Source organism: Actinomadura sp. RB99, from assembly GCF_014706005.1.
GTDB lineage: Bacteria > Actinomycetota > Actinomycetes > Streptosporangiales > Streptosporangiaceae > Spirillospora.
Map to the genome: position 1 here is coordinate 80,092 of NZ_JABMCA010000007.1, position 22,754 is coordinate 102,845.

22 protein-coding genes are annotated in these 22,754 nt (G+C 73.5%); 15 read left to right on the forward strand and 7 right to left on the reverse strand.

The window, feature by feature from the left end:
• The first annotated feature begins 73 nt into the window (after window positions 1-73).
• The gene (locus tag amrb99_RS09000) at window positions 74-1,624 is read left to right on the forward strand and encodes a toprim domain-containing protein (protein WP_190854604.1); all 1,551 of its coding nucleotides are present in this window, start codon (window positions 74-76) and stop codon (window positions 1,622-1,624) included.
• On the opposite strand, the gene amrb99_RS09005 is transcribed toward amrb99_RS09000, so the two are convergent.
• Window positions 1,625-2,899 carry an amidase gene (locus amrb99_RS09005; RefSeq protein WP_190854608.1) on the reverse strand — a complete coding sequence of 425 codons (1,275 nt, stop codon included), beginning with the start codon at window positions 2,897-2,899 and terminating at the stop codon, window positions 1,625-1,627.
• A gap of 460 nt (window positions 2,900-3,359) precedes the next feature.
• On the opposite strand from amrb99_RS09005, the gene amrb99_RS09010 reads away from it, so the two are divergent.
• The 6 genes from amrb99_RS09010 (at window position 3,360) to amrb99_RS09035 (ending at window position 12,078) form a co-directional block, all read left to right on the forward strand.
• Window positions 3,360-4,916: a gamma-glutamyltransferase gene (locus amrb99_RS09010; protein ID WP_347256607.1), complete on the forward strand. Its 1,557-nt coding sequence runs from the start codon at window positions 3,360-3,362 to the stop codon at window positions 4,914-4,916.
• A 122-nt stretch (window positions 4,917-5,038) separates the two neighbouring features.
• Window positions 5,039-7,411, forward strand: coding sequence for a phosphoketolase family protein (locus amrb99_RS09015; protein ID WP_190854610.1), 2,373 nt, complete (start codon window positions 5,039-5,041; stop codon window positions 7,409-7,411).
• 36 nt (window positions 7,412-7,447) lie between these two features.
• Window positions 7,448-8,509: an acetate/propionate family kinase gene (locus amrb99_RS09020; protein WP_190854612.1), complete on the forward strand. Its 1,062-nt coding sequence runs from the start codon at window positions 7,448-7,450 to the stop codon at window positions 8,507-8,509.
• A 99-nt stretch (window positions 8,510-8,608) separates the two neighbouring features.
• Complete coding sequence (locus amrb99_RS09025) at window positions 8,609-9,850, forward strand: GAF domain-containing SpoIIE family protein phosphatase (protein ID WP_190854614.1); 1,242 nt, start codon at window positions 8,609-8,611, stop codon at window positions 9,848-9,850.
• 11 nt (window positions 9,851-9,861) lie between these two features.
• Entirely contained in the window at window positions 9,862-11,238 is a 1,377-nt protein-coding gene (locus tag amrb99_RS09030) for a sigma-70 family RNA polymerase sigma factor (protein WP_190854617.1), read from the forward strand.
• Between the two features lie 60 nt (window positions 11,239-11,298).
• Entirely contained in the window at window positions 11,299-12,078 is a 780-nt protein-coding gene (locus tag amrb99_RS09035) for an SDR family oxidoreductase (RefSeq protein WP_190854619.1), read from the forward strand.
• 363 nt (window positions 12,079-12,441) lie between these two features.
• Here amrb99_RS09035 and amrb99_RS09040 read toward each other — a convergent pair whose 3' ends face one another.
• Complete coding sequence (locus tag amrb99_RS09040) at window positions 12,442-12,831, reverse strand: ATP-binding protein (RefSeq protein ID WP_190854621.1); 390 nt, start codon at window positions 12,829-12,831, stop codon at window positions 12,442-12,444.
• Between the two features lie 160 nt (window positions 12,832-12,991).
• On the opposite strand from amrb99_RS09040, the gene amrb99_RS09045 reads away from it, so the two are divergent.
• From amrb99_RS09045 to amrb99_RS09055, 3 genes are all read left to right on the forward strand, one after another.
• Window positions 12,992-13,801 (forward strand): helix-turn-helix transcriptional regulator, encoded by an 810-nt coding sequence (locus tag amrb99_RS09045; RefSeq protein WP_190854624.1) that lies wholly within the window; start codon window positions 12,992-12,994, stop codon window positions 13,799-13,801.
• A complete protein-coding gene (locus amrb99_RS09050; RefSeq protein ID WP_190854626.1) occupies window positions 13,789-13,977 on the forward strand; it encodes a DUF397 domain-containing protein in 189 nt (62 codons plus the stop codon). The genes amrb99_RS09045 and amrb99_RS09050 overlap by 13 nt, the downstream gene beginning before the upstream one ends.
• A 75-nt stretch (window positions 13,978-14,052) precedes the next feature.
• Window positions 14,053-14,238, forward strand: coding sequence for a DUF397 domain-containing protein (locus tag amrb99_RS09055; RefSeq protein ID WP_190854628.1), 186 nt, complete (start codon window positions 14,053-14,055; stop codon window positions 14,236-14,238).
• 27 nt (window positions 14,239-14,265) lie between these two features.
• Here the strand turns inward: amrb99_RS09055 and amrb99_RS09060 are convergent, their stop codons facing one another.
• The gene (locus amrb99_RS09060) at window positions 14,266-14,661 is read right to left on the reverse strand and encodes a DUF3224 domain-containing protein (RefSeq protein WP_190854630.1); all 396 of its coding nucleotides are present in this window, start codon (window positions 14,659-14,661) and stop codon (window positions 14,266-14,268) included.
• Window positions 14,662-14,805: 144 nt separating this feature from the next.
• On the reverse strand, window positions 14,806-15,393 hold the full coding sequence (locus amrb99_RS09065; RefSeq protein WP_190854632.1) for an NAD(P)H-dependent oxidoreductase: 588 nt from the start codon (window positions 15,391-15,393) through the stop codon (window positions 14,806-14,808).
• Between the two features lie 88 nt (window positions 15,394-15,481).
• Here amrb99_RS09065 and amrb99_RS09070 point away from each other — a divergent pair, with 88 nt between their 5' ends.
• The gene (locus tag amrb99_RS09070; RefSeq protein ID WP_190854634.1) at window positions 15,482-15,967 is read left to right on the forward strand and encodes a MarR family transcriptional regulator; all 486 of its coding nucleotides are present in this window, start codon (window positions 15,482-15,484) and stop codon (window positions 15,965-15,967) included.
• A 48-nt stretch (window positions 15,968-16,015) separates the two neighbouring features.
• Here amrb99_RS09070 and amrb99_RS09075 read toward each other — a convergent pair whose 3' ends face one another.
• Complete coding sequence (locus tag amrb99_RS09075) at window positions 16,016-16,633, reverse strand: TetR/AcrR family transcriptional regulator (protein WP_190854636.1); 618 nt, start codon at window positions 16,631-16,633, stop codon at window positions 16,016-16,018.
• 84 nt (window positions 16,634-16,717) lie between these two features.
• On the opposite strand from amrb99_RS09075, the gene amrb99_RS09080 reads away from it, so the two are divergent.
• Window positions 16,718-17,473, forward strand: a complete 756-nt coding sequence (locus amrb99_RS09080) for an SDR family oxidoreductase (protein WP_190854639.1) — start codon at window positions 16,718-16,720, stop codon at window positions 17,471-17,473.
• Between the two features lie 25 nt (window positions 17,474-17,498).
• On the opposite strand, the gene amrb99_RS09085 is transcribed toward amrb99_RS09080, so the two are convergent.
• Entirely contained in the window at window positions 17,499-18,296 is a 798-nt protein-coding gene (locus amrb99_RS09085) for an aminotransferase class IV family protein (protein WP_190854641.1), read from the reverse strand.
• Between the two features lie 73 nt (window positions 18,297-18,369).
• On the opposite strand from amrb99_RS09085, the gene amrb99_RS09090 reads away from it, so the two are divergent.
• Window positions 18,370-18,735 carry a MerR family transcriptional regulator gene (locus amrb99_RS09090; protein ID WP_347256608.1) on the forward strand — a complete coding sequence of 122 codons (366 nt, stop codon included), beginning with the start codon at window positions 18,370-18,372 and terminating at the stop codon, window positions 18,733-18,735.
• On the opposite strand, the gene amrb99_RS09095 is transcribed toward amrb99_RS09090, so the two are convergent.
• Window positions 18,732-19,280, reverse strand: a complete 549-nt coding sequence (locus tag amrb99_RS09095; RefSeq protein WP_190854642.1) for a CGNR zinc finger domain-containing protein — start codon at window positions 19,278-19,280, stop codon at window positions 18,732-18,734. The genes amrb99_RS09090 and amrb99_RS09095 overlap by 4 nt on opposite strands.
• Before the next feature lie 36 nt (window positions 19,281-19,316).
• Between amrb99_RS09095 and amrb99_RS09100 the strand changes: the two genes are divergently transcribed.
• Window positions 19,317-20,021, forward strand: coding sequence for a hypothetical protein (locus tag amrb99_RS09100; protein WP_190854644.1), 705 nt, complete (start codon window positions 19,317-19,319; stop codon window positions 20,019-20,021).
• A 52-nt stretch (window positions 20,022-20,073) separates the two neighbouring features.
• On the forward strand, window positions 20,074-22,752 hold the full coding sequence (locus amrb99_RS09105; RefSeq protein WP_190854647.1) for a DUF4132 domain-containing protein: 2,679 nt from the start codon (window positions 20,074-20,076) through the stop codon (window positions 22,750-22,752).
• Window positions 22,753-22,754: the final 2 nt, after the last annotated feature.

Here is a 22,754-nt window from a genome sequence, read left to right on the forward strand (position 1 = left end):
ACGCCTGTACCCGGGGCGTCCTGGGTATGACTCAGGCGGCTTCCCCGCCGGCACGACCGAAGGCGAGGGACCCGTGACCGCCACCCCCTGGGAGGACGACCGGCGACGCCTGGCCGCGCTGCTGCGCGACATGGCCGCCCACGAGACGGCGCTGCTGCGCGACGGGACGCGGCCGTGGACGTGGTGGCTCGACCGGGCCGTCCTGCACGGCCGCCGCCACGGCTACGTCAACACGCTGCTGATCGGCGCCCAGTGGCGCGCGGCGACCGACGTCCGCTCGTACGAGGACTGGCGTGCCGCCGGACGCCAGGTCGGCCGGGGCGAGACGGGCATCCGCGTGCTGTCGCGGACGGGCCGCCCCTACGCCGTCTTCGACATCGCGCAGACGACGGGCCTGCCCCTGCCTGCGGCTCCCGCCGGGCCGCCCGCACCGCCCGCGCCGCCCGACGGGCTCGTCCAGCGGCTGGCGGGCGAGCTGAGCCGGGGCCTGCCGCGGGTGGAGGCCGATTCCGTCGCGTACCTCGTCCTGTCGTGGCTCGGACTCGAACCGGAACCGCCGGTGTTCCCGGTGAACGCGTTCTGGGCGGGCGCGGAGGCGGGCGACCGGATCCTGCGGACGGCCCGCCGCGTCCACGACCGCGTCCGCGACCCGTCCGGCGGGGTCCTCCCCGAGGCGCACCGGTTCTTCCGCGCCCGTCTCCAGGCGAGCTGGGTGCCCGCCTACCTGGACGGGCGCGGGTTCTCGCCGGGCGTGCAGCGGCGCCGCCAGATCGGCTACGCGCCGGACTCCCCGCACGCCCTCGTCGACCATCTGCGCTCGCTCGGGCACGCCGACGAGGCGATCGTCGCGTCGGGGCTGGCGCGCCACGGCGCGTCGGGACGGCCGCACGCCATGTTCCGCGACCGCGCGATGTTCCCGATCCGCAGGCCGGACGGCACGATCGCCGGGTTCCTCGGCCGCCGCCGCGACGGCGGGGAGGGCCCGAAGTACCTCAACGGACCCGACACCGGCTTCTTCCACAAGGGCGAGCTGCTCTACGGCCTGCACGAGGTCCGGGAGCGGCTGGCGGCGGGCGCGCGGCCCGTCCTCGTCGAGGGCCCGCTCGACGCGATCGCGGTCGAGACGGCGCGGGCGCCGGAGTTCGCGCCGGTCGCCACCTGTGGACTGTCCCTCACCCCCGCCCACCTGGCGGCCCTCGCGGGCACCGCCGACCTCGGCGCCACCGGCGTCCTGATCGCGCTGGACGACGACCCGGCGGGCCGGTCGGCCGCCGTCCGCGCGTGGGACGTCCTGAGCCGGGTCGCCGGACCGCTCGACCTCGCCGCGCTCCCCGGCGGCGAGGACCCCGCGGGCGTGCTGGCCGGGCAGGGCCGCGACGCCCTCCTCCAGGCGCTGCGCGCGGCGGTCCCGCTGATGGACGCGGTCGTGGACGCGGCGGCGGCCCGCGCGGGCGGCTCGCTCGCCACCCCCGAGCAGCGGCTCGCCGCGCTCCGCGCCGCCTGCGGGCCGATCGCGGCCCGTCCGTCCGGGGCCGCCCGCCAGGTCGTCCGCCTAGCGGCCCGCACGTCCCTTCCGGCGGCGCTGGTGACCGAGGTGCTCGCCGACCACCTCACGGACGGCTGATCACGGCGCGAGGCGTCCGGCGAGGGCGAACAGCAGGTCCTCCCGGCCCGGGCTCGTGACCAGCTGCAGTCCGACGGGGAGCCCGCCGGCCGTCCCGGCGGGGACGCTCAGCGCGGGCAGCCCGAGGACGTTCCACGGGCACGTCAGGCTCAGCAGCACCGGCTGCACCCGGCCCAGCGCGCACTCCGCCCGCCCGATCTCCGGCGCCGTGATCGGGACGGTCGGCAGCGCGAGCACGTCGTGGCGGCGCAGCAGCCCGGCGGCCTCCTCCATGAACCGCGCCCGCTCGCGCGACGCCCGGACGTACCGCCAGCCGGGCGTCTCACCGGCGCGGCGCAAGCGGTCGAGGGTGGCCGGCTGGTACAGCTCGGGCGCGTCCGCGACGCGTTCGGCGTGCACCTCGTACGCCTCGCTGTCCTGGATCGCGGCGAAGACGCGGCGCAGTTCCCGCAGCTCGACGCGTTCGGCGGGCGCGTCCGGGAGCAGCCCGCGCACGACCTCCGCCACCTCGTCCGCGACCGGGGCGCCCTCGACCCACGCAACCCGGAGCCCCTCGTGCCGGGCCGGGACGTCCTCGGGCTGCCCCGTCAGCACCCGGTAGGCCGTCCGGCAGTCGGCGGCCGTGGCGGCGAGCACGCCGACGTGGTCGAACGAGACCGACAGCGGGAAGACCCCCTCGGTCGGGACCGCGCCGTAGGCGGGCTTGAACCCGGCGACGCCGCAGAACGCCGCGGGGATCCGGACCGACCCGCCCGTGTCGGTGCCGAGGGCGAGCGGGACCATGCCCGCGGCGACCGCGACCGCGCTGCCGCCGCTGGACCCGCCGGAGATCCGGGACGGGTCGTGCGGGTTGCGGGACGGGCCGTTGACGGCGGTGTCGCCGCTCGCGCCGTAGGCGAACTCGTGCGTGGTGGTCTTGCCCACGATCACCGCGCCCGCCGCGCGGAGGCGCGCGACGCAGGCCGCGTCGCGGTCGGCGACGTACCCGTCGAAGTGCGCCGAGCCCATCCCGGTCGGCAGCCCCGCGACGTCGATGATGTCCTTGACCGCGACGGGGACGCCGTGCAGCGGGCCGCGGTCGCGCCCGGCGGCGAGCTCCTCGTCCGCGGCGCGGGCGGCGGCCGCCGCGCCCTCCGCGTCCACGGTGACGAACGCGTTGAGGGTCGGGTCGATCGACTCCAGGACGCGGTCGAGCAGGCCGGCGGCCGTCGCGGCGCCCGACCGCAGGTCGCCGCGCACGCCGTCGAGCGTCCGTCCGGCGAAGAATCCGGTCATGCCGCCTCCCTGAACCGTGGCCCGAAGGTCTGCCTAGCATGGCGCACCGGTTCGGTACGGCTCACCTCACCGATCACGCGGGCCCCGTCCGGCGGTCCTTGGGCCGAGCCCACGGACCGCTCATCGCAGGAAACCGTCCGCTCGTCGACGGGACCGGCGGAGCCGTGAACCTACGCGCGGGTACGCGGCAAGCTTCTTCGCACCTTGTGGAGGCGTTCCCGCCGGTTCGCTGGGGGGCGGGGCGGAGGCCCGCGGCGGCCGCCGCCCCTGTAACCGGTGCCTTCCACAGCCGGGTGGGGGGACGGGGCCACGGCGGCGCGGTCTTCAGGCGCGCACCCGCCGCCGTGGCCTCCCCCGAGGCCCGCCGCCCTCACTGCGCCCGGGGCACCCTGTCAGATCCGCTGACAATGCCCGCCATCTGGGCCTTTCGGCCCGCCGCTCCGGCAACTACCGTCAAAGTGTGAACGCGCCGGTGGATCAGCAGGAGATCACCGGTACCGCCGACCGGGCGATGATCTGCACCGCCGACCACCGCGCGTCCTCGGCGGGCCTCGCGATCCTGCGGGCCGGCGGGTCGGCGGCCGACGCGGCGGTGGCGGCGAACGCGGTGCTGGCGGTGGTCGCGCCGCACCGCTGCGGGCCGGGCGGCGACCTGTTCGCGCTGGTCCACGACCGGCCGGGCCCGCCCGCCGCGCTGAACGCCTCCGGCCGGGCCGGGTCGGGCGCCGACGCGGCGGCGCTGCGCGCGGAGGGCCGCCGCCGGATGCCGGTCCGGCACGACCTGCGGTCGGTGACCGTCCCCGGCTGCGTGGACGGCTGGCTCGCGCTGCACGCCCGGCACGGCCGGATGCCGCTCGCGGAGGTGCTGAAGTCGGCGGTGCTGCACGCCGAGCGGGGGTTCACCGCCTCGCCGGGCCTCGTCGCGGCCTGCCGGGACGCGCCGGGCGGCGACGGGCTCGCGTGGCCGTCCCGTCCCGGCGAGCAGGTGCGGCGCCCGGGGATCGCCCGCGCGCTGCGGGCCGTCGTCGCCGAGGGACGCGCGGGCTTCTACCAGGGCGAGTTCGGCGACGGCCTGCTCCGGGCGGGACGCGGGCTCTACGCGCCGTCCGACCTCGCCGAGCCCTGCGCGGAGTGGACGCGGCCGCTCGGCGTCCGCGCGTTCGGGCACGACGTGTGGACGCCCCCGCCGAACTCGCCGGGCCACGTGCTGCTCGCCGCGCTCGCGGTCGCCGCGGGCCTCGACCTGCCGGACCCCGCCGACCCCGGCTGGGCGCACCTGCTCGCCGAGTCGGTGCTGGCCGCCTCCGACGACCCCGAGCGGGAGCAGGGGCGGCAGGACGCGGAGGCGCTCCTCTGCCCGGACCGCATCGCCGCGCTCCGCGCCGCGATCGACCCGGCCCGGCACTGGCGGCGGCGCGGAACGTTCCCGTCCGGCGACGCCGCCTGCGTCTGCGTCGTGGACGACCGGGGCATGTCCATCGCGCTCCAGCAGTCGAACGGCACCGGCCTCGGCTCGCTCCTGTTCGAGCCCGGAACCGGCATCAACCTTCACAACCGGGGCGCCGAGTTCACGCTGGCGCCCGGCTCGCCCGCCGAGTACGGGCCGCGGCGCCGCCCGCCGCACACGCTCGTCCCGGTCGTCGCGACGCGGTCCGATGGCACGTTCCGGGCGGTCCTCGGCTGCACCGGCGGCGGGCTCCAGCCGCAGGTCGGCCTGCAGATCCTCGTGCGGCTGCTGCGCGGCGCGCCGCCGGAGGAGGCGCTCGCCGCGCCCCGCTGGCGCCTCGCCGGCGGGCTCGGCCCGTTCGAGGCGCCGCAGGGCAACACCCCGATCCGGCTCGACCTCCAGGCCGGCGCGCCGGACGCCTGGGCGCGCGACCTGCCCGGCCGCGGGCACCTCGTCCGGACGGCGGCGGACGACGAGGACTTCGGCGAGGCGCAGCTCATCGAGGCCGGTCCGGGCGGTGGCCTGCGCGGCGACGGCCCCTGCCCCTTCACCCTCCCCCGCGTCCGCTGAGCACGGCCCCGCGAGCGGATCCGGGGGCGTCCCGGGGTTCCCGTGCGCGGGGTTGACGGGAGAGATTGCGGGGACGTGATCCTTCCCGGGCGTACGCCGACCACCGAAGGGACCACCGCGCCATGACCGAGGCCGTCACCGCGTCCACTCCCCTGTCCGACGACGAGGTCCGGCGGATCGACGCGTACTGGAGAGCCGCGAATTACCTTTCGGTAGGGCAGATCTATCTCCTGAGCAACCCCCTGCTGCGCGAGCCGCTGCGGCGCCGCCACATCAAGCCGCGCCTGCTCGGCCACTGGGGCACCTCGCCCGGCCTGAACTTCTGCTACGCGCACCTGAACCGGGCCATCAAGGCCCGCGACCTCGACATGATCTACATCATGGGTCCGGGGCACGGCGGGCCGGCGGCGGTCGCGAACGCGTGGCTGGAGGGCACCTACAGCGAGGTGTACCCGGACGTGTCGCGGGACGGTCCCGGCATGGAGCGGCTGTTCCGGCAGTTCTCGTTCCCCGGCGGCATCCCGAGCCACGTCGCGCCGGAGACGCCGGGGTCGATCCACGAGGGCGGCGAGCTGGGCTACTCGCTGGCGCACGCGTACGGCGCCGCGTTCGACAACCCGGACCTCGTCGTGGCGTGCATCGTCGGCGACGGCGAGGCGGAGACCGGGCCGCTCGCGGCGTCGTGGCACTCCACCAAGTTCGTCGACCCGGTGCGCGACGGTGCCGTCCTGCCGATCCTGCACCTCAACGGCTACAAGATCGCGAACCCGTCGGTGCTGGCGCGGATCTCCGAGGAGGAGCTCGTCCAGCTCATGGACGGCTACGGGCACCGGCCGATCATCGTCAGCGGCGACGAGCCGGAGCCGATGCACCGCAAGATGGCCGTCGCGCTGGAGCGCGCGCTCGACGAGATCGCCGAGATCCAGCGGTCCGCCCGCGAGGGCGGCGACACCGAACGGCGCCGCTGGCCGATGATCATCCTGCGGTCGCCGAAGGGCTGGACCGGGCCGAAGGTGGTCGACGGCCTGCCGGTCGAGAACACCTGGCGCTCCCACCAGGTGCCGCTGACCGGCGTCTGCGACAACCCTGAGCACCTCGTGCAGCTCGAGGAGTGGCTGCGCTCCTACCGTCCCGAGGAGCTGTTCGACGAGGAGGGGCGCCCGTTCCCCGCCATCACCGACCTGGCGCCCGAGGGCGAGCGCCGGATGAGCGCGAACCCGCACGCCAACGGCGGGCTCCTGCTGCGCCCGCTGAAGCTGCCCGACTTCCGCGACCACGCCGTCAAGGTCGACCGCCCCGGGACGGCGACGTCCGAGGCCACCCGCGTGCTCGGGGCGTTCCTGCGGGACGTGGTGGAGCGCAACCCGGCCAACTTCCGGATCATGGGCGCGGACGAGACGGCGTCCAACCGGCTCGGCGACGTCTTCGAGGCCACCGACCGGGTGTTCGAGGGCGAGCGGCTGCCGACGGACGAGCACCAGGCGCCGCACGGCCGGGTCATGGAGGTGCTCAGCGAGCACCTGTGCCAGGGCTGGCTGGAGGGCTACCTGCTGACCGGGCGGCACGGCCTGTTCAACAGCTACGAGGCGTTCGTCCACATCGTCGACTCGATGTTCAACCAGCACGCGAAGTGGCTGAAGGTGACGCGGCGGCTGCCGTGGCGGCGGCCGATCGCGTCGCTGAACTACCTGCTGTCGTCGCACGTGTGGCGGCAGGACCACAACGGCTTCACCCACCAGGACCCCGGCTTCCTCGACGTCGTCATGAACAAGAAGCCCGAGATCGTCCGGGTGTACCTGCCGCCGGACGCCAACACGCTGCTGTCGGTCGCCGACCACTGCCTGCGGTCCCGCGACTACGTCAACGTGATCGTCGCCGGGAAGCAGCCCGCGCTGGACTGGCTGCCGATGGACGAGGCGATCGCGCACTGCACGCGCGGCATCGGCATCTGGGAGTGGGCGTCCACCGACGGCGGGGCGGACCCCGACGTCGTCATGGCGTGCGCGGGCGACATCCCGACGCTGGAGACGCTCGCCGCCGTCGACATCCTGCGGCAGCTCTTCCCGGACCTGCGCGTCCGGGTCGTGAACGTCGTCGACCTGATGCGGCTGGAGCCCGACACCGAGCACCCGCACGGGCTGCCGGACCGCGAGTACGACGCGCTCTTCACCACCGACAAGCCGGTCATCTTCGCGTTCCACGGCTACCCGTACCTGATCCACCGGCTCGCCTACCGCCGCCACGGCCACGGCCACCTGCACGTCCGCGGCTACAAGGAGGAGGGCACCACGACCACGCCCTTCGACATGGTGATGCTCAACGACCTGGACCGCTTCCACCTGGTCATGGACGTCATCGACCGCGTCCCGTCCCTCGGCGGCCGCGTCGCCCACATCCGGCAGCGCATGGCCGACCAGCGCCTCGCCCTGCGCGCCTACACGCGCGAGCACGGCGAGGACGCGCCCGAGGTCCGAGACTGGACCTGGCCTTACTGAAGCCGAACCCTGACGAAGCCGCACTGAGGGGCCGCGATGCGCATCCTGACCGTGAATCCGGGGTCGAGCAGCCTGAAGCTGAGCATGATCGACCCGGACGGCACCGTCGTCACCGAGAACGCGGGCGCCCGCCACGAGGTCGCCCCGATGGTCGCGGACATGCCGGCGCCGGACGCGGTCGGCGTCCGGTTCGTGCACGGCGGCACCGACTTCACCGAGCCCGTCGTCGTCGACGCGCGGGTCACCGAACGCCTGGAGGCGCTCGCCGACCTCGCGCCGCTGCACCAGCCCGCGTCGCTGCACGCGCTGTCGGAGATCACCGGCGCGTTGCCCGGCGTGCCCGCCGTCGCCTGCTTCGACACCGCGTTCCACGCCACCCTGCCGGACGCCGCCGCCACCTACGCGCTGCCCGCCGAATGGCGCGAGCGGTTCGGGCTGCGCCGCTACGGCTTCCACGGGCTCTCGTACTCCTACGCCGTCCGGCGGACGCGCGAGATGCTCGGCACGCTGCCGACCCGGACGGTGATCTGCCACCTGGGGTCCGGGGCGTCCCTCGCGGCCGTCGCCGACGGCCGCTCCGTCGACACCACGATGGGCTTCACCCCGCTCGAAGGGCTCGTCATGGCGTCCCGCGCCGGCAGCGTCGACCCGGGCATCCCGCTGTGGCTGATCAAGCACGGCGTCGAGGCGTCCGAGATCAACGAGGCGATGGAGGGCCGGTCCGGGCTGCGCGGCCTCACCGGGACGGGCGACATGCGGGAGATCCGCGAGCGCGCCGAGGCCCGCGACGCCGTCGCGCTGGCCGCCCTCGACGTCTACCACCACCGCCTGCGCGCCTGCGCCGCCGCGATGGCCGCCACCCTCGGCGGGCTGGACGCGCTCGTCTTCACCGGCGGCGTCGGCGAGCACGACCCCTTCGTCCGGCACCGGCTGGCCGAGGATCTCGCCTTCCTCGGCGTCTCCGTCGACCCCGCCCGCAACGAGGAGGCCCGCGGCGACGCCGACGTCACTGCCGGCGGTTCCACCGTCCGCGTGCTGGTCGTGACGGCCCGCGAGGACCTCGAGATCGCCGCCGGTGTCCGCCGGTGTCTAGGCTGAGGACCTCGGAGAACGGACGTGCGCCCGGAAGGCAATGAGATCCCCCAGCCTGCCGACAATTCCGGTAAAGCGCCAGATATCACGCATACGATGACCGAGATGGAGAGACCGGCAGACGCCCTGGCGAGCCTCGCGCGCAAGCTCGAGAACATCCAGGCGATCACCGACGAGGCGTTCGCCCACATGGGCGTCGAGGAGTTCCTCGACACCCTGCTCGCCCGCGTCCGCGAGATCCTGGACGTGGACACCGCGGTCGTCCTGCTCCTGGACCGGGGCGAGCGGTTCCTCGAGGCGACGGTGGCGAAGGGCATCGAGGAGGAGGTCACCCAGGGCGTGCACGTCCCGGTGGGCGAGGGCTTCGCCGGACGCGTCGCCGCCGAGCGGCGGCCGGTCTACATCGCCGACGTGCCCACCGCGACGATCTTCAACCCGCTGCTGGTCCAGCGCGGCCTGACCTCGCTGCTCGGCGTCCCCCTCATCGGCGGCGGAAAGCTGGTCGGCGTCATGCACGTCGGAACCCTGGCACCGCGCCTGTTCACCGCGGACGAGACCGAGTTCCTGCAGCTCGCGGCCGCGCGCATCGCCCTGACGGTGCAGTCGCTGATGAGCCGGTCCGAACGCGCCGGCGCCATGGAACTGCAACGCAGCCTCATACCGTCCGGTCTTCCGGAGATCCCCGGCATCGAGATGGCCGCCCGCTACCGTCCCGGCAGGGAGAGCGTCGGCGGCGACTGGTACGACGTCTTCGAGCTCCCGTCCGGCGAGCTCGGCATCGTCATGGGGGACGTGGCGGGCCACGGGCTGCCCTCCGCGGTCGTGATGGGCCGGATGCGCAGCGCGCTGCGCTCGTACGCGCTCGAGTCGACCGACCCCGCCGAGGTCCTGGGCAAGCTCAACCGCAAGATGATGCATTTCGAGCCCGACGCGACGGCGACCGTGCTCTACGCGGTGTGCGATCCCTCGCTGGAGCGGGTCCGGGTGTCGTCGGCCGGCCACCCTCCCCCGGTCCTCGCCCTGCCGGGCCGTCCGGCGGAGGCCGTCGACATGAAGTTCGACCTCCTGATCGGCCTGGGCGATACGCCACGCACCACCAAGGTGGTGGAGCTTCCTCCCGGGGCGCTGATGTGCTTCTACACCGACGGGCTGGTCGAGCGGCGGGACGACTCGGTCGACAACGGCGTCGCGCGGCTGTGCCGGGCCGTCCAGGCGGGCCCGCCCGAGCGGGTCGCCGCCGCGGTGATGTCGGCGCTCATCGGCCGCGAGCCCGCCGAGGACGACGTCGCCCTGCTCCTGGTGCACCGGACCAGGAACGCTCCGGTGCCGGGCGGGTCCTTGCCCTAGGCTCTGGGCGCATGACGGAAAGCGCGTGCCGGGTGTGCGGGAAGGCGCTGCCGCGCCCGGACGGGCGGCGGGGCCGGGCGTCGGTGTACTGCTCGGCCGCCTGCCGCCAGAAGGCGTACCGGACGCGGCGGACCGGCGGCGGCGATGCCGTCCACGACCTGATCTCCGATATCGAGCGGCGCGTGAAGAGCCTGGCGCCGGAACGCCCGGAGCCGTTCTACGCCGAGGTGCGGGCCCTGTCGTCGTCGGTCGGGCGGCTGCGCGGCATCGCGCGCGTGGCGGCCGACGCGACCCGGTCCGGCGCACCGGTCCGCGCGGATTCCGTCACACCGGACCCCGTGACGGATTCCGCCGCCCCCGTGACGGGATCCGCCGCGCCGGTCGCCGCGGATTCCGTCACGCCGGACGCCGTGACGAATCCGCTCCGGGACGGCGACGAGCTCGACTTCGCCGGGCTGGTCGAGCCGCACCGCCGCGAGCTGCAGGTCCACTGCTACCGGATGGTCGGCTCCTACGACGACTCCGAGGACCTCGTCCAGGAGACGCTCCTCAAGGCGTGGCGGAACCGCGACGGGTTCGAGGGGCGCTCCAGCCTCCGCACCTGGCTCTACACGATCGCCACGAACGCGTGCCTGGACTTCCTGCGCCGCAACGAGCGCCGCCCGCAGCGGTACGTTCCGTCCCCCGTCCCGCCGTCGAACGACGTGACCGCGCCTCCGTTCCTGCCCTGGCTGCAGCCGTTCCCGGACGACCCGGAGACGGCGGCGGAGACGGCGGAGACGCTGGAGCTGGTGTTCCTCGCCGCCGTGCAGCACCTGCCGCCGAAGCAGCGCGCCGTCCTGATCATGCGGGACGTGCTCGGCTGGCCGGCCGCCGACACCGCCGAGGCCCTCGGCCTGACCGTGGCCTCGGTGAACAGCGCCCTGCAACGGGCCCGGCCCGCCCTGCGCGAGCGCCTCCCCGAACGGCGGGACGCGTGGGCGCGCGGCACCGACCCGTCGAAGGCCGAACGCGCCCTCATCGAGCGCTACATGAAGGCCGCCGTCGACGGCGACATGGCCGCGATGACCGCCATGCTGCGCGAGGACGTCCGCATCACCATGCCCCCGAACCCGCTCTGGTTCGGCGGCCGCGACGCGATCATCGGCATGCTCTCGCAGACCTTCGACCCGTCCTCGCCCGCGTACATCGGCCGGTGGCGGCACCTTCCGGCCCGCGCGAACGGGCAGCTCGCCCTCGGCGGCTACGTGCAGCGGCCCGGCACCCGCGTCTACCGCGCGCAGGTCATGGACGTGCTGCGGGTCGAGGACGGCCTGATCGCCGAGATCACCTCGTTCGAGCCGCACCTGTTCCCCGCGTTCGGGCTGCCGCTGACGCTGACCGATTAGTTCTCCGGGCCCGTGCGTCTCCATAGACGTCCCACAACGACACGAGAACGGAACACGGACATGCTGCTGGAGAACAAGAACGCGATCATCTACGGCGCCGGCGGCTCGATCGGCGGCGCGGTCGCGCGGACCTTCGCCCGGCAGGGCGCCACCGTCTTCCTCGCCGGCCGGACCCGCGCGTCCCTCGACGCCGTCGCCGCCGACATCGCGGCCGCCGGCGGCCGCGCCGAGGTGGCCGTCCTCGACGCGCTGGACGAGAAGGCCGTCGAGGAGCACGCCCGGCACGTCGCCGACGCGGGCGGCATCGACGTCTCCTTCAACCTCGTCACGCGCGGCGACGTGCAGGGCATGCCGCTCACGCAGATGGCCGTGGACGACTTCGTGAGCCCGATCACGACCGGGATCACCACGAACTTCATCACCGCCCGGACCGCCGCCCGGCACATGTCCGAGCGCGGCTCCGGCGTCGTCCTCACGCTGGACAGCGGCTCCGCGAAGGGCAGCCCGATGATGGGCGGGACCGGCCCGGCGGACGCCGCGACCGACGCGCTCGTCCGCAACCTCGCGCAGGAGTGCGGTCCGGCGGGGGTCCGCGTCGTCGGCATCTGGACGGCGGGCCTCCCGGAGACCCTGTCGCCGGAGAAGCTCTCCCAGTTCGGCCCGGCCATGGACGACGCCGCCTTCCAGGCCCTGCTGACCCGCCTGGACGAGATGCGCCTGCTCCGCCGCTCCCCCACCCTCGCCCAGATCGCCGACACCGCCGCGTTTCTGGCCTCCGACGGCGCCGCCGCGATCACCGGCACCTTCGTCAACGCCACCGGCGGCATCTTCACCGACTGACCCGCCTACCGACGGACTCACCCCGGCCGGTTCCCTCTCACCGAGGGAACCGGCCTTCGCCCCGGCAGGCCCCCCGCAGCACCTCATCGAGCAGCCCCTCGACCGTTCCGCTCGTGCAAAGGGACGACACCGACATCTCGTAGCACCATCGGCGGTCCACCCGTTGAGCGGTAACGCGCACTGCGGCGCCTTCTTCTCCCTTAGGGAAGACCCATAGCACCGGTGGCGACTCCACATAGACTTTGCAATCGGACCATCCGCGTTTACGCACATGGTCCGAAAGCACGTCCAAATGCTGTTGCGCCGTGGCATGGCCGTACCGGACGCACCACCACCACGCCATTAGGCGTCCACGCCCGACCCTTACGCGCCCAGCCGCGCCCACGTCACCTTCCCTCCCTTGTCCAGCGCCGTGTAGCCCCACTCCTCGACCAGCATGGACAGCATCAGCAACCCCCGCCCCGACTCCGCCGCCGCATCCTCGCCGCGAACGACCGGAACCTCGTCGGACCGGTCCTCCACCTCCACCACGGGATGCCCGTCCCGCTGCACGAGCCGCACGATGATGCGGTCCGTACTGGTGTGCTTGTGGACGTTGGTCACCAATTCAGTGATCACCGTCCGCGCCACATAATCGTCACCCAGGTTCTGCTCGCGGAACACGTCCGCGAGCCACTGACGCGCCGCCTCCGGCGCGCGCGCGGAAGATTCGAGCACCACACCGGCCCCCGCCGGCCCATCCATTTCGATCATGGTCGCACTTCTCTCGGAATGACTTCGAGAATTCCGATCCCATTCAGCCACCGCACGGTTACGCTAGGCGACAAATCGCAGGCCACGGTCGTCAAGTCGGCCCGACCGGCGGGAATTCGCTTGTTAGGCGGTTGGGCCTTGCTTGAGAGAGGATGGAGTCATGGCGCCGCAGAAGAAGCGGGGCACGGTATCGCCAACCCTGCTCGCTTTCGGACGGCGGCTCCGCCGCCTTCGGGAGGCGAAGGGCTGGACCCAGGACAGCCTCGCCCGCCGAGCCAACAACGGGCAGGGCGTGACGCCTCAGTACATCGGGGCCGTGGAGAACGGCCGCACGCGCTGCACGCGCGAGTTCGCCGCCACCATGGACAAGGAGCTCGACGCCGGCGGCGACCTCCTGAGCCTGTACGACGACCTCGTCAAGGACTCCGCCTTCCCCGTCTGGTTCGACTGGCACCTCGTCGAACCCGAGGCCGACGAGATCGACGCCTACAGCCTGTCGGTCGTCCACGGCCTCTTCCAGACGCCCGCCTACGCCGCCGCCCTGCTCCGGGGCAACACCGACGCGGTCGAGGCGCGCATGAGGCGGCAGGACATCTTCACCAAGAAGAAACCGCCCGGCTTCTCGCTGCTCCTGGACGAGGGCGTCCTGCACCGCCCGGCGGGCAGCCGCGAGGTCATGCGCGAGCAGCTCGAACACCTCGCCGCCGTCCCCCCGGAGCAGGCGGCGATCCAGATCGTCCCGCTCAGCGCCGAACACGACGGCAACAGCGGGTCGTTCAACATCGCCACCATGGAGGACAGAACGCAGATCGCCTACGTCGAGTCCGGCGCTCGGGGGCTCACCATGAGCGAACCGGAAGACCTCGCAACACTCTCGCGGACGATGAAGGAACTACGCTCGCTGGCACTACCGGTGAGCATGTCCAAAGACCTCATACTGAGGACGGTGAAAGAGAAATGGTCGACCTGACCAACGCCATGTGGTGCAAGGCGTCCCGCAGCACCTCCAACGGCGGAGACTGTGTCGAGGTCGCGCGCGTCAGCGGCACCGTCGCGATCCGCGACAGCAAGGACCCCCACGGACCCAAGCTCCTCATCACCCCCCAAGCCCTCCGCCACCTCGCTCGCACGATCAAGGACGCTTGACGCCCTCCGGGCCGCCCTTCCATCAAAGGGCGGCCCGCGAACACTCCCCACTTCGCTCACCGAAGGGTCGAGCACATGGACCTGACGAACGCCACCTGGCGCAAGGCAAGCCGTAGCTCCAACAACGGCGGCAACTGCGTCGAGAGCGTGCGGATCAGCGGCACGGTCGCGATCCGTGACAGCAAGGACCCCTATGGCCCTGCACTTCTCCTCACTCCGCGAGCGCTACGCCGCCTCGCCGCCGCCCTCAGGAACGACTGACGGGCGACCGGTGCGGGCGCCGTCGGTTCACAGGGTGTAGGCGAGGGTGAGCACCTTAAAGGTGCGTTCCATCGCCTCGCCGGAGATGCCCGCCAGGTCTCCGGTTCCGGAGCCGGGAACGATGCTGCCGTGGCTCGTCTGCTCGTCCCCGTCGGCGAGCCCGAAGTGCTGGATGACGAACGTGCCCTTCCGTCCGTCGATCGTGCCCTCGATCCGCTCGGACGCCACATAGCCGCCGCCCGCGTCCCCCTGGGCGGTCAGCACCTCCGCGACGCCCGTGCCGTCGATCACGCCCTGGTACCGCTTGCGGATCGTGACCCGGGTCATCTTGGGTCCTTCGGAAGGCTGGTCGTACACGCTCTCGTCGAAGTCGGTGATCTCGAACTCGGCCTCGACGGTGCGGCGTTCCCGCTGGTCAGTCATGGGGCGAAAGACTAGCTTCTCCTCGTTCGGTGCGTTTCCCGTCCCTTGCGCCTCCGTTCGCTCCAGCCTCTTTTCGGGCGCCGGCTGCGTGCCGCATCCGTCGGCTCCCCGTGTTCGCTGATGTGATCGGCCGCGATCCGGGGCTCATGCGGCCGTGGAGGTCTGCTTCTTGGCATGGCGGACCGCGCGCAGGGCGCCGGACCAGGCGATCACCTGGTCGAGCATGCCGCTCACGGCGGCATCGAGGCCCTCTTGGGGGACGAAAGTGCCCGTGTGGAACGAGGGATGCGTCGCGATGGCGGGTTGGGTGCGAACCGTGGCGATCTGGAGTTCGGCGAGGACGAGCCGCAGCGCCTCGGCGGCCCGGGCCCCGGCGACCCAGCCGCCGTAGCTGATGATCCCGGCGGCCTTGTCGTTCCACTCCCGGTAGACGTAGTCCAGCGCGTTCTTCAGCGCTCCGGGATAGGAGTGGTTGTACTCCGGGACGAGGAACACGTAGCCGTCGAAGCCGTCGATGAGTTCGCCCCAGGCGCGGGTGTGGTCGTGCTGGTACTGCTGGAGGTTCGGGTTGCCGGGCTCGTCGAGGTTGCCGAGGTCGTGGTCGGCGAGGTCGATGAGTGCGTAGTCGGCGCCGCCGTGGGCACGGGCGGCCTTTAGCGCCCAGGCGGCGATCTGTTCGCCGCGGCGTCCGGGGCGGGTGCTTCCGAGGATGAGCGCGATGCGGAGCGTCATGGCTTCCCTTCCAGGGGAGTTGATACGTCAACTCTAGAGCGAGATGAGTTGATGCGACAACTCTGCTGGTCACGGTATCCTCGGCGGCATGGCGGAGCCTCGATCGCTGGAGCCGGAGGAGTGGGAGTTCTGGGATACCTGGATGCGCGCGCAGCGCCTGCTCACCGGCGAGCTGGAGCGCGGCCTGCAGCGTGACTGCGACGTCTCGAAGGCCGAGTTCAGCGTGCTGGTGACGCTGTGGCGGGCCGGCGGCCGGGAGATGCGCGTCGGGGAGCTGTCCGAGTCGCTCGACTGGGACAAGAGCCGCGTCGCCCATCAGCTGACGCGGATGGAAAAGCGCGGCTTCGTCGAACGCAGCCAGTACGGGGCCGACGGCCGCCGCGCCGGGATCGGGCTGACCGACGAGGGCCGCCGCGCCGCCCAGAAGGCCGTCCAGGTGCACGGCGACAACATCCGCCGCCACTTCTTCGACTCACTGACCCCCGACCAGGCGTCCGTCATCCGGGCCTGGAGCGAGCAGGCGGTCGAACGCCTTGAGCCGGGCCGCGGCGAGACCGGCGGCGGCGCGCCCTAGACCGCTGTCCGGTGGACGGCCGGTCCGAGGCGTTCATCCTGATCTGAATCAGGGGGCCGGGGGGCTCGCGGGCCAGGCGGCGAGGGCGAGTTCGGCCACCGGCCGCAGGTCGGCGGCCGTGGCGCCGTCGGCGGCCCGCTGGGAGAAGCCCTGGAGGACGGTCGCCAGGTATTGCGCGAGCGCCCGGGTGTCGGTGGAGCCGGGGAGTTCGCCCGCGCGGACGGCCTCGTCGAAGCGGCGGGTGAAGGCGTCGACGTTGGCGTTGCGGATGTCGCGCAGGAACGCCTCGATGTCGGCGTCCTTGGGGGTGACGTTGGTGGCGGAGCGAATGATGAGGCAGCCCGCCGGGTGGGACGGGTCGGTGTAGATCGCGGCGGCCTCGCGGAGGATGCGCGCGACGACGTCCCGGGCGGTGCGCTCCTCGCGGAGCGCGGCGCCCGCGAAGCCCGCCGGCTCGGACGCCTGGTAGGCGGCGACGGCCTCCTTGAACAGGGCCTTCTTGTCCCCGAAGGCGGCGTACAGGCTCGCGGGCCGGATGCCCATCGCGGCCGTCAGGTCGCCGACGGAGGTGGCCTCGTAGCCGCGCTCCCAGAACATCTCGACGGCCGTGGCGAGCGCCCGGTCGCGGTCGAAGGTGCGGGGACGCCCCCGGCGGCTCTCGGTCATGCCCCCAATTCTAGAGCAAACACTCAACAAACCGTGCTACCTTCTTTCTTGAGCAATCACTCAACAAATGGAGGGAGCACGGTCATGGAACGCCTGGCGAGCAAGGTCGCGCTGGTCACCGGCGGCAGCCGCGGCATCGGACGGGCCGTCGCGCGGCGGCTGGCGGCCGACGGGGCCACCGTCGCGCTGACCTACGGGCGGGACGCCGCCGCCGCGGACGAGACCGTCCGGACCATCGAGAAGGACGGCGGGCGCGCGGTCGCCCTGCACGCCGAGCTGGGCCGGCACGGCGACGCGGCGGCGCTCTGGGAGGCGTTCGACGAGCGGACCGGCGGCGCCCGCGTCGACATCGTGGTCAACAACGCCGGCATCGGCCGCAGCGCGGACCTGGCCGGCCTCACCGAGGAGGCGTTCGACGAGGTGTTCGCGGTGAACGTCCGCGCACCGTTCTTCATCGTCCAGCAGGCGTTGCCCCGGCTCAACGACGGCGGACGGATCGTGAACATCTCCAGCGGCGCGGCCCGCCTCGCGATGCCCGAGGTGATCGCCTACGGCTCGACCAAGGGCGCCCTGGACACCTTCACCCTCAACCTCGCCAAGGCGCTCGGCCCGCGCGGGATCACGGTCAACTCCGTCGCCCCCGGGATCATCGACACCGACGTCAACGCCGGCTGGCTGCGCGGGAACGCCGAGGCGTGGGAGCGCGCGTCGTCCCTCTCCGCGCTCGGCCGGGTCGGCACCCCCGAGGACGTCGCGGACGTCGTGGCCTTCCTCGCCTCCGACGACGCCCGCTGGGTGACCGGACGCGTCGTCGACGCCACCGGCGGTTCCGCCCTCTGAACCCCGGCGCCCGGCCGCGCCCCGGTCAGGGCTCGATGAGGGGTTCGGCCTGGTAGGCCGCGTGCAGCAGTTCCAGGAAGCGGGGCGCTCCGGGGACGGGCTGCGAACCGATCCGGTGGACGGCGACGCCCGGCGTCCAGGAGTTCATGACCACGGCGCCGGCCAGGTCCGGCACGTCGGCGGGCGTGACCTCCTGGACGCGCTGCGGGACGCCGAGACCGTCGAGCCGCCGGCGGACGATGCCCATCGTGGTCCCGACCAGCATCGCGGCGTCGGGCCACACCACGGCGTCGCCGTCCCAGAAGGCGAGGTTCCAGATCGTGGCCTCGCTGAACCGGCCGCGCCGGTCGACGAACGCGGCGTCGTCGAAGCCGTCCCGGACGGCACGCCGCATGAAGTAGGTCTTGGCCACCTCGCCGACGTGCTTCACGGCGGGCAGGAACCGCTCGTACTCGACCGTCGCCAGGGCCAGCGGTCCGGGCGGGCCGGACGCGGGCGGCCCGGTGCGGACCAGGACGTCGAGCTCCGCGGTCTCGCCCGCGCTGAACTCCCCCGGCGCCGCGTGCACGGTGGCCGTCAGCGAGACGTCCGGGGGGCTCGCCTCCAGCGCCGTCCGCAGGAGGGACCGCACCCGGTCGTCGGGCAGCGCCCGGCCGAACAGCTCCACGGACGCGACCCGCAGCCGCTCCAGGTGCAGGTCGAGGCCCCGGATCCGTCCTCCGCGCACCTGCATGGCGGTGAAGTGGGCATAGCCCGCGAAGGCGAGCGGCGCCAGCTCTCCGGCGGTCGCCGCGCGGCCGTTGCGGTGGGCGAGTGTCGTCATCGGCGTCTCCAGCGGTGCGGAATGATCGTTCGCAGGGCGACGTTAGGGCTTCACACCGGTGAGAAGGTCAAACGTGGACGGTGACATGCTGATCGGGGAGTTGTCCCGGCGGACCGGGGTCAGCGCGCGGCTGCTGCGGTACTACGAGGAGCAGGGCCTGCTCGCGGCCGGGCGCGACGCGAACGGCTACCGGCGCTACTCCGGCGACTCCGTGGCGACCGTGCGGAAGATCCGCGTCCTGCTGGAGGCGGGCCTGTCCACCGAGGTGATCCGGCAGGTGCTCCCCTGCACGCGGGATGCCCGGCCGGAGTTCGACTGGTGCTCCGGCATCCGCGACCTCCTGGACCGGGAGCTGGCGGCCCTCGACGACCGCATCGAGGGGCTCCAGCGCAACCGCGGCGCGATCGCCGGGTTCCTGGCGCAACCCGGCGAAGGCTAGGCGGACGGGTCAGTCCTTCCTGGCCGTGGTCTTGCGGCGGCCGTGGTCTTGCGGCGGGCGCGGTAGGCGGCGACGGTGGTCCGGCTGGCGCAGGTGTTGGAGCAGAACCGGCGGCTGCGGTTGCGGGAGTCGTCGACGTAGAAGCGCGCGCAGCCGTCCGCCTGGCACCGGCCCACGGTGACGTCGGGGTCGCCGCTGATCACGTGGGCGAGCGCAGCGCCGCAGCTCCGGCCGAGCCAGGACGCGGCGTCCTCTCCGTTGCGCGCGAAGTGCAGGTGAGGACCGCCGGCCTCGTCGTGCGTGCTCACGTGTATCGAAGGCGGGAACTCCGCCAGGAGCCGGTTGACCGGGTCGATCGGGCCCGCGTCCGCGACGGCCTCGACCGCGTCGCGCAGGGCCGGGAGGAGTTCCGCGAGCGCCGCGCCGTCCGGTTCGGCGACGCGATGCTGCGCGAAGAACTCCCGCCGCAGGTCACTGGGGTCGTCACCGTTCGCCAGCTCGACGGCCAGCTTCGCCAGATTGCCAATGTAGGCGACATAGCGCACTTGACCACCTACCTCCTCGCTCGCATAGTAGGCCGCATGACCATGAACACCAACTACAGTGCCAGATCGGCCGCGACCGCCGCGGAGTCGCTGAAGCGGGCGGGCCACTGGGACTTGGCGCTCGACCTACCCGCGGCCCTCACGACGGCGCTGCGGGCGGAGATCCTCACCGACCGGTTCTTCTGGCGCCTCGACGATCCGGCCGAGGCCGAGACCGCCGTCGTCGCGCTACGCGAGGAGGACCCGGCGCGCGGCGGGTTCTACGACGCCCAGCTCGCCTACACCCGGCTGCTCTTCGACCTGGACCCGCGCCCCGACGACGAGGCGCGCGTGCGGGCCGGCTTCGCCGCCGCGTCCGGGGACGAACGGCTCGCGGGCTGGGCCGCTTTCTGGACGGGCATCGTCACCGAGAAGTTCGACGGCGCGCCGGAGCGGGCGAAGGCGTCCTACACCGAGGCCCTCGACTCGGCGGTGAGGGACGAGGACCTCCTGCTGGAGTCCTACGCGATCCGGCATCTCGGCGGCCTGGCGCTGGAGAGCGGCGACGCGTCCGGGCTCGACGACCTGCGCAGGTCGTACCACCTTCGCGCCGCGCTCGGCGCTCGCCCGCAGACCGCCGCCGCCGCGGCCACCTACGCCGCCGAGCTGCCGCCGGGCCGCCCCGAGGCCGACGAGCTGAACCGGCTCGCCGCGCGGACGGCCCGCGAACTCGGCCTCACCTGGCTGGCCAAGAGCCTGTGACCGCGCCCGCGCGGACCCGCGATGTCAGCCCTGTGTCCTAACGTGCGGCCGCATGGTCGCTCATCCCCCTGCTTCCCGTGACGAGAACGTTCTGGACATCCCCGATGCCTGGCTGGAGGACCTGGTCCCCCGGCGCGGGGGCCTGGTCGCGGCGCCCGAGACCGTCCCGGACCAGGAGGCGCACGCCGCGGTCCGCGACCGCCTGGCGGCCTCGGAGGCCCTCGTCCGCGAGGTGCTGGGACACCGGGGCACCGTGCCCGGACTCGCCGAGGCGGGGCTCGCCTACCTGAAGGGCGACGCGACCCCGCTGGGGGCGGCGGTCGTCGCGCGTGTGGAGACGATGGCGCGGATGAGATCGCGGTTCGCCTGCGACCCCGCCTGGGCCGACCACCTGGCGGCCGAGCACGGGCTCGCCTTCGCCGCCCGCGCGTTCGCCGAGATCGAGGACGTCTTCGTCCTGCCCGGTTCCGGGACGCCCGTGCTCGACGAGGGGCCGGGCTACGTGCTGCGCGGCACGGGCGACCTCGACCACGCGCACTGGGCGGCGGGCTCCGCGGGCCTGCGGATGCGGGCGCTCCTGGCGGCGGCGGGCGAGGACGACCGGTCCGCGGCCGCGCGGTCGCTGGAGGGGCACCGCCAGGGGCCGGTCGGGCGCCTGATCGCGGCCTTCCTGATGCCGGACCGGACGGACTGGGTGGACGAGTGCTGCCAGGAGCCGCCGAAGCGCCTGTCGTACTTCACCTCGTTCGGCGCCAAGATGCTGTGGTGGTCGCTGGGCACCGCCGAGCAGGTCGAGCGGCTCGGCGACTGGGCCGTCCTGCAGGCAGGCGAACGGGACGCCGACGTGCTCTACACCGTGGTCGACGGGCTCGGCGAGGCGGCGGCCCCGGTGCTGGCGCGGGCGCTGGACGGCGACGCGGAACCGAAGGAGCGGCGCCGCATAGCGGACGCGCTGGCTCGCATCCCCGGCGACGCGGCGTTCCGGATCATGGGCGGCCGCCTCGACGCGTTGAACGTCCTGCCCGCGATGGAGGCGATGATCCAACGCTTCCCCGTGCGGGCGCTGCGGATCCTGCCGGAGCTGGGCACCGGCACCTCCCGGCGGTCGTCGATGGCGGCGGGCCTGCTGCACGCGCACCTCCAGGCGCACCCCGGCCTGCTCGCGGCGGCGGCACCGGACCTGGGCGCGCGAACCCTGGAGGCGCTCGACGCCCTCCAGGCGGCGCGCGCGACCGAGGCACCGGACGAGCAGGTGCCCGCGGCCCTGCGGAAGGGCGCGCGGAAGAGGGGACCCGCGTGGGCGCGTCCCGCCGCGATGCCGCAGATCCTGTTGCGGGGCCGCGAGCACGCCCTGCCCGCGGCGGCGACCGGGCACCTCGTCGAGGCGCTGAGCACGGCGAGCCCGGGGCGCCCGCCGCCCCAGGACCTGCGGGCCGCGCTCGACGCGCTCGACCCCGGGTCGCTCGCCGAGTTCGGCTGGAGCCTGTTCGCCCGGTGGCGGGCGTCCGGCCAGGCGGCGCGGACCGGCTGGGCGCTCGCGCAGCTGGGCTGGACCGGCGACGACGAGGCCGCGCGGCGGCTGGGCGGGATAGCCCGTTCCTGGCCCGGCCAGAACGGGATCCGGCTACCGCTGAAGGCGCTCGACGTCCTCGCCGGGATCGGCACCGACGTGGCGCTCATGCAGCTGCACCTCGTCGCGGAGAAGGCGCGGCCCAAGCGGCTCAAGAGGCGGGCGGGGGAGCTGCTGACCGAGGTCGCCGACGACCGCGGCCTCACGATGGAGCAGCTCGGCGACCGGATCGTCCCCGACTTCGGCCTCGACGCCGACGGCGGAATGGCGCTCGACTACGGGCCCCGGACGTTCACGGTGGGCTTCGACGAGCAGCTGAAGCCGGTCGTGTTCGACGACCGCGGCACGCTCCGCAAGACGCTGCCCAAGCCCGGCGTCAAGGACGACCCGGAGGCGGCTCCCGCCGCGCACCGGGCGTTCACCGGCCTGAAGAAGGACGTCCGCACGGTCGCCGCCGACCAGGTCCGCCGGCTGGAGCGGGCCATGGCCGAGCAGCGGCGGTGGACGACCGGCGACTTCCGGCGGCTGTTCGTCCAGCACCCGCTGCTGTGGCACCTCGTCCGGCGGCTGGTCTGGCTGCACGACGGGGCGGGGGCCGGTCCCGTCGCGTTCCGGATCGCCGAGGACCGCACGTTCGCCGACGCGGACGACGAGGCCCTGGTGCTCCCGGAGTCCGGCGAGGTCCGGATCGCGCATCCGCTGCACCTGGGCGAGAGCCTGCCGGCCTGGTCCGGGGTGTTCGCCGACTACGAGATCCTCCAGCCGTTCCCGCAGCTCGGCCGTCCCGTCCACGCGTTCACGGCGGAGGAGGCCGCCGGCAACCGGCTCGACCGGGTCGCGGGCACCGTGGTCGGGGTCGGGAAGGTGCTGGGCCTGGAACGCCGGGGCTGGGAGCGCGGCGCAGCGCAGGACTCGGGCGTGCAGCACTGCCTGACCCGCGGTGCGGCGGGACGCGCGGTCATGCTGGAGGTGAGCCCCGGCTTCCCGGTCATGTCCCCCGCCGACTGGCCCGAGCAGACGCTCGGCCCCGTCTGGATCGCCGAGTCCGAGGTGTCCGATCCCTACCTGACGGAGGCGACGTTCGGGGAGCTGGACGACGTCGCGGCCTCCGAGCTGCTCCTGACCCTGCACGATCTCGCCGCCCAGGCGGCGCCCGCATAGGC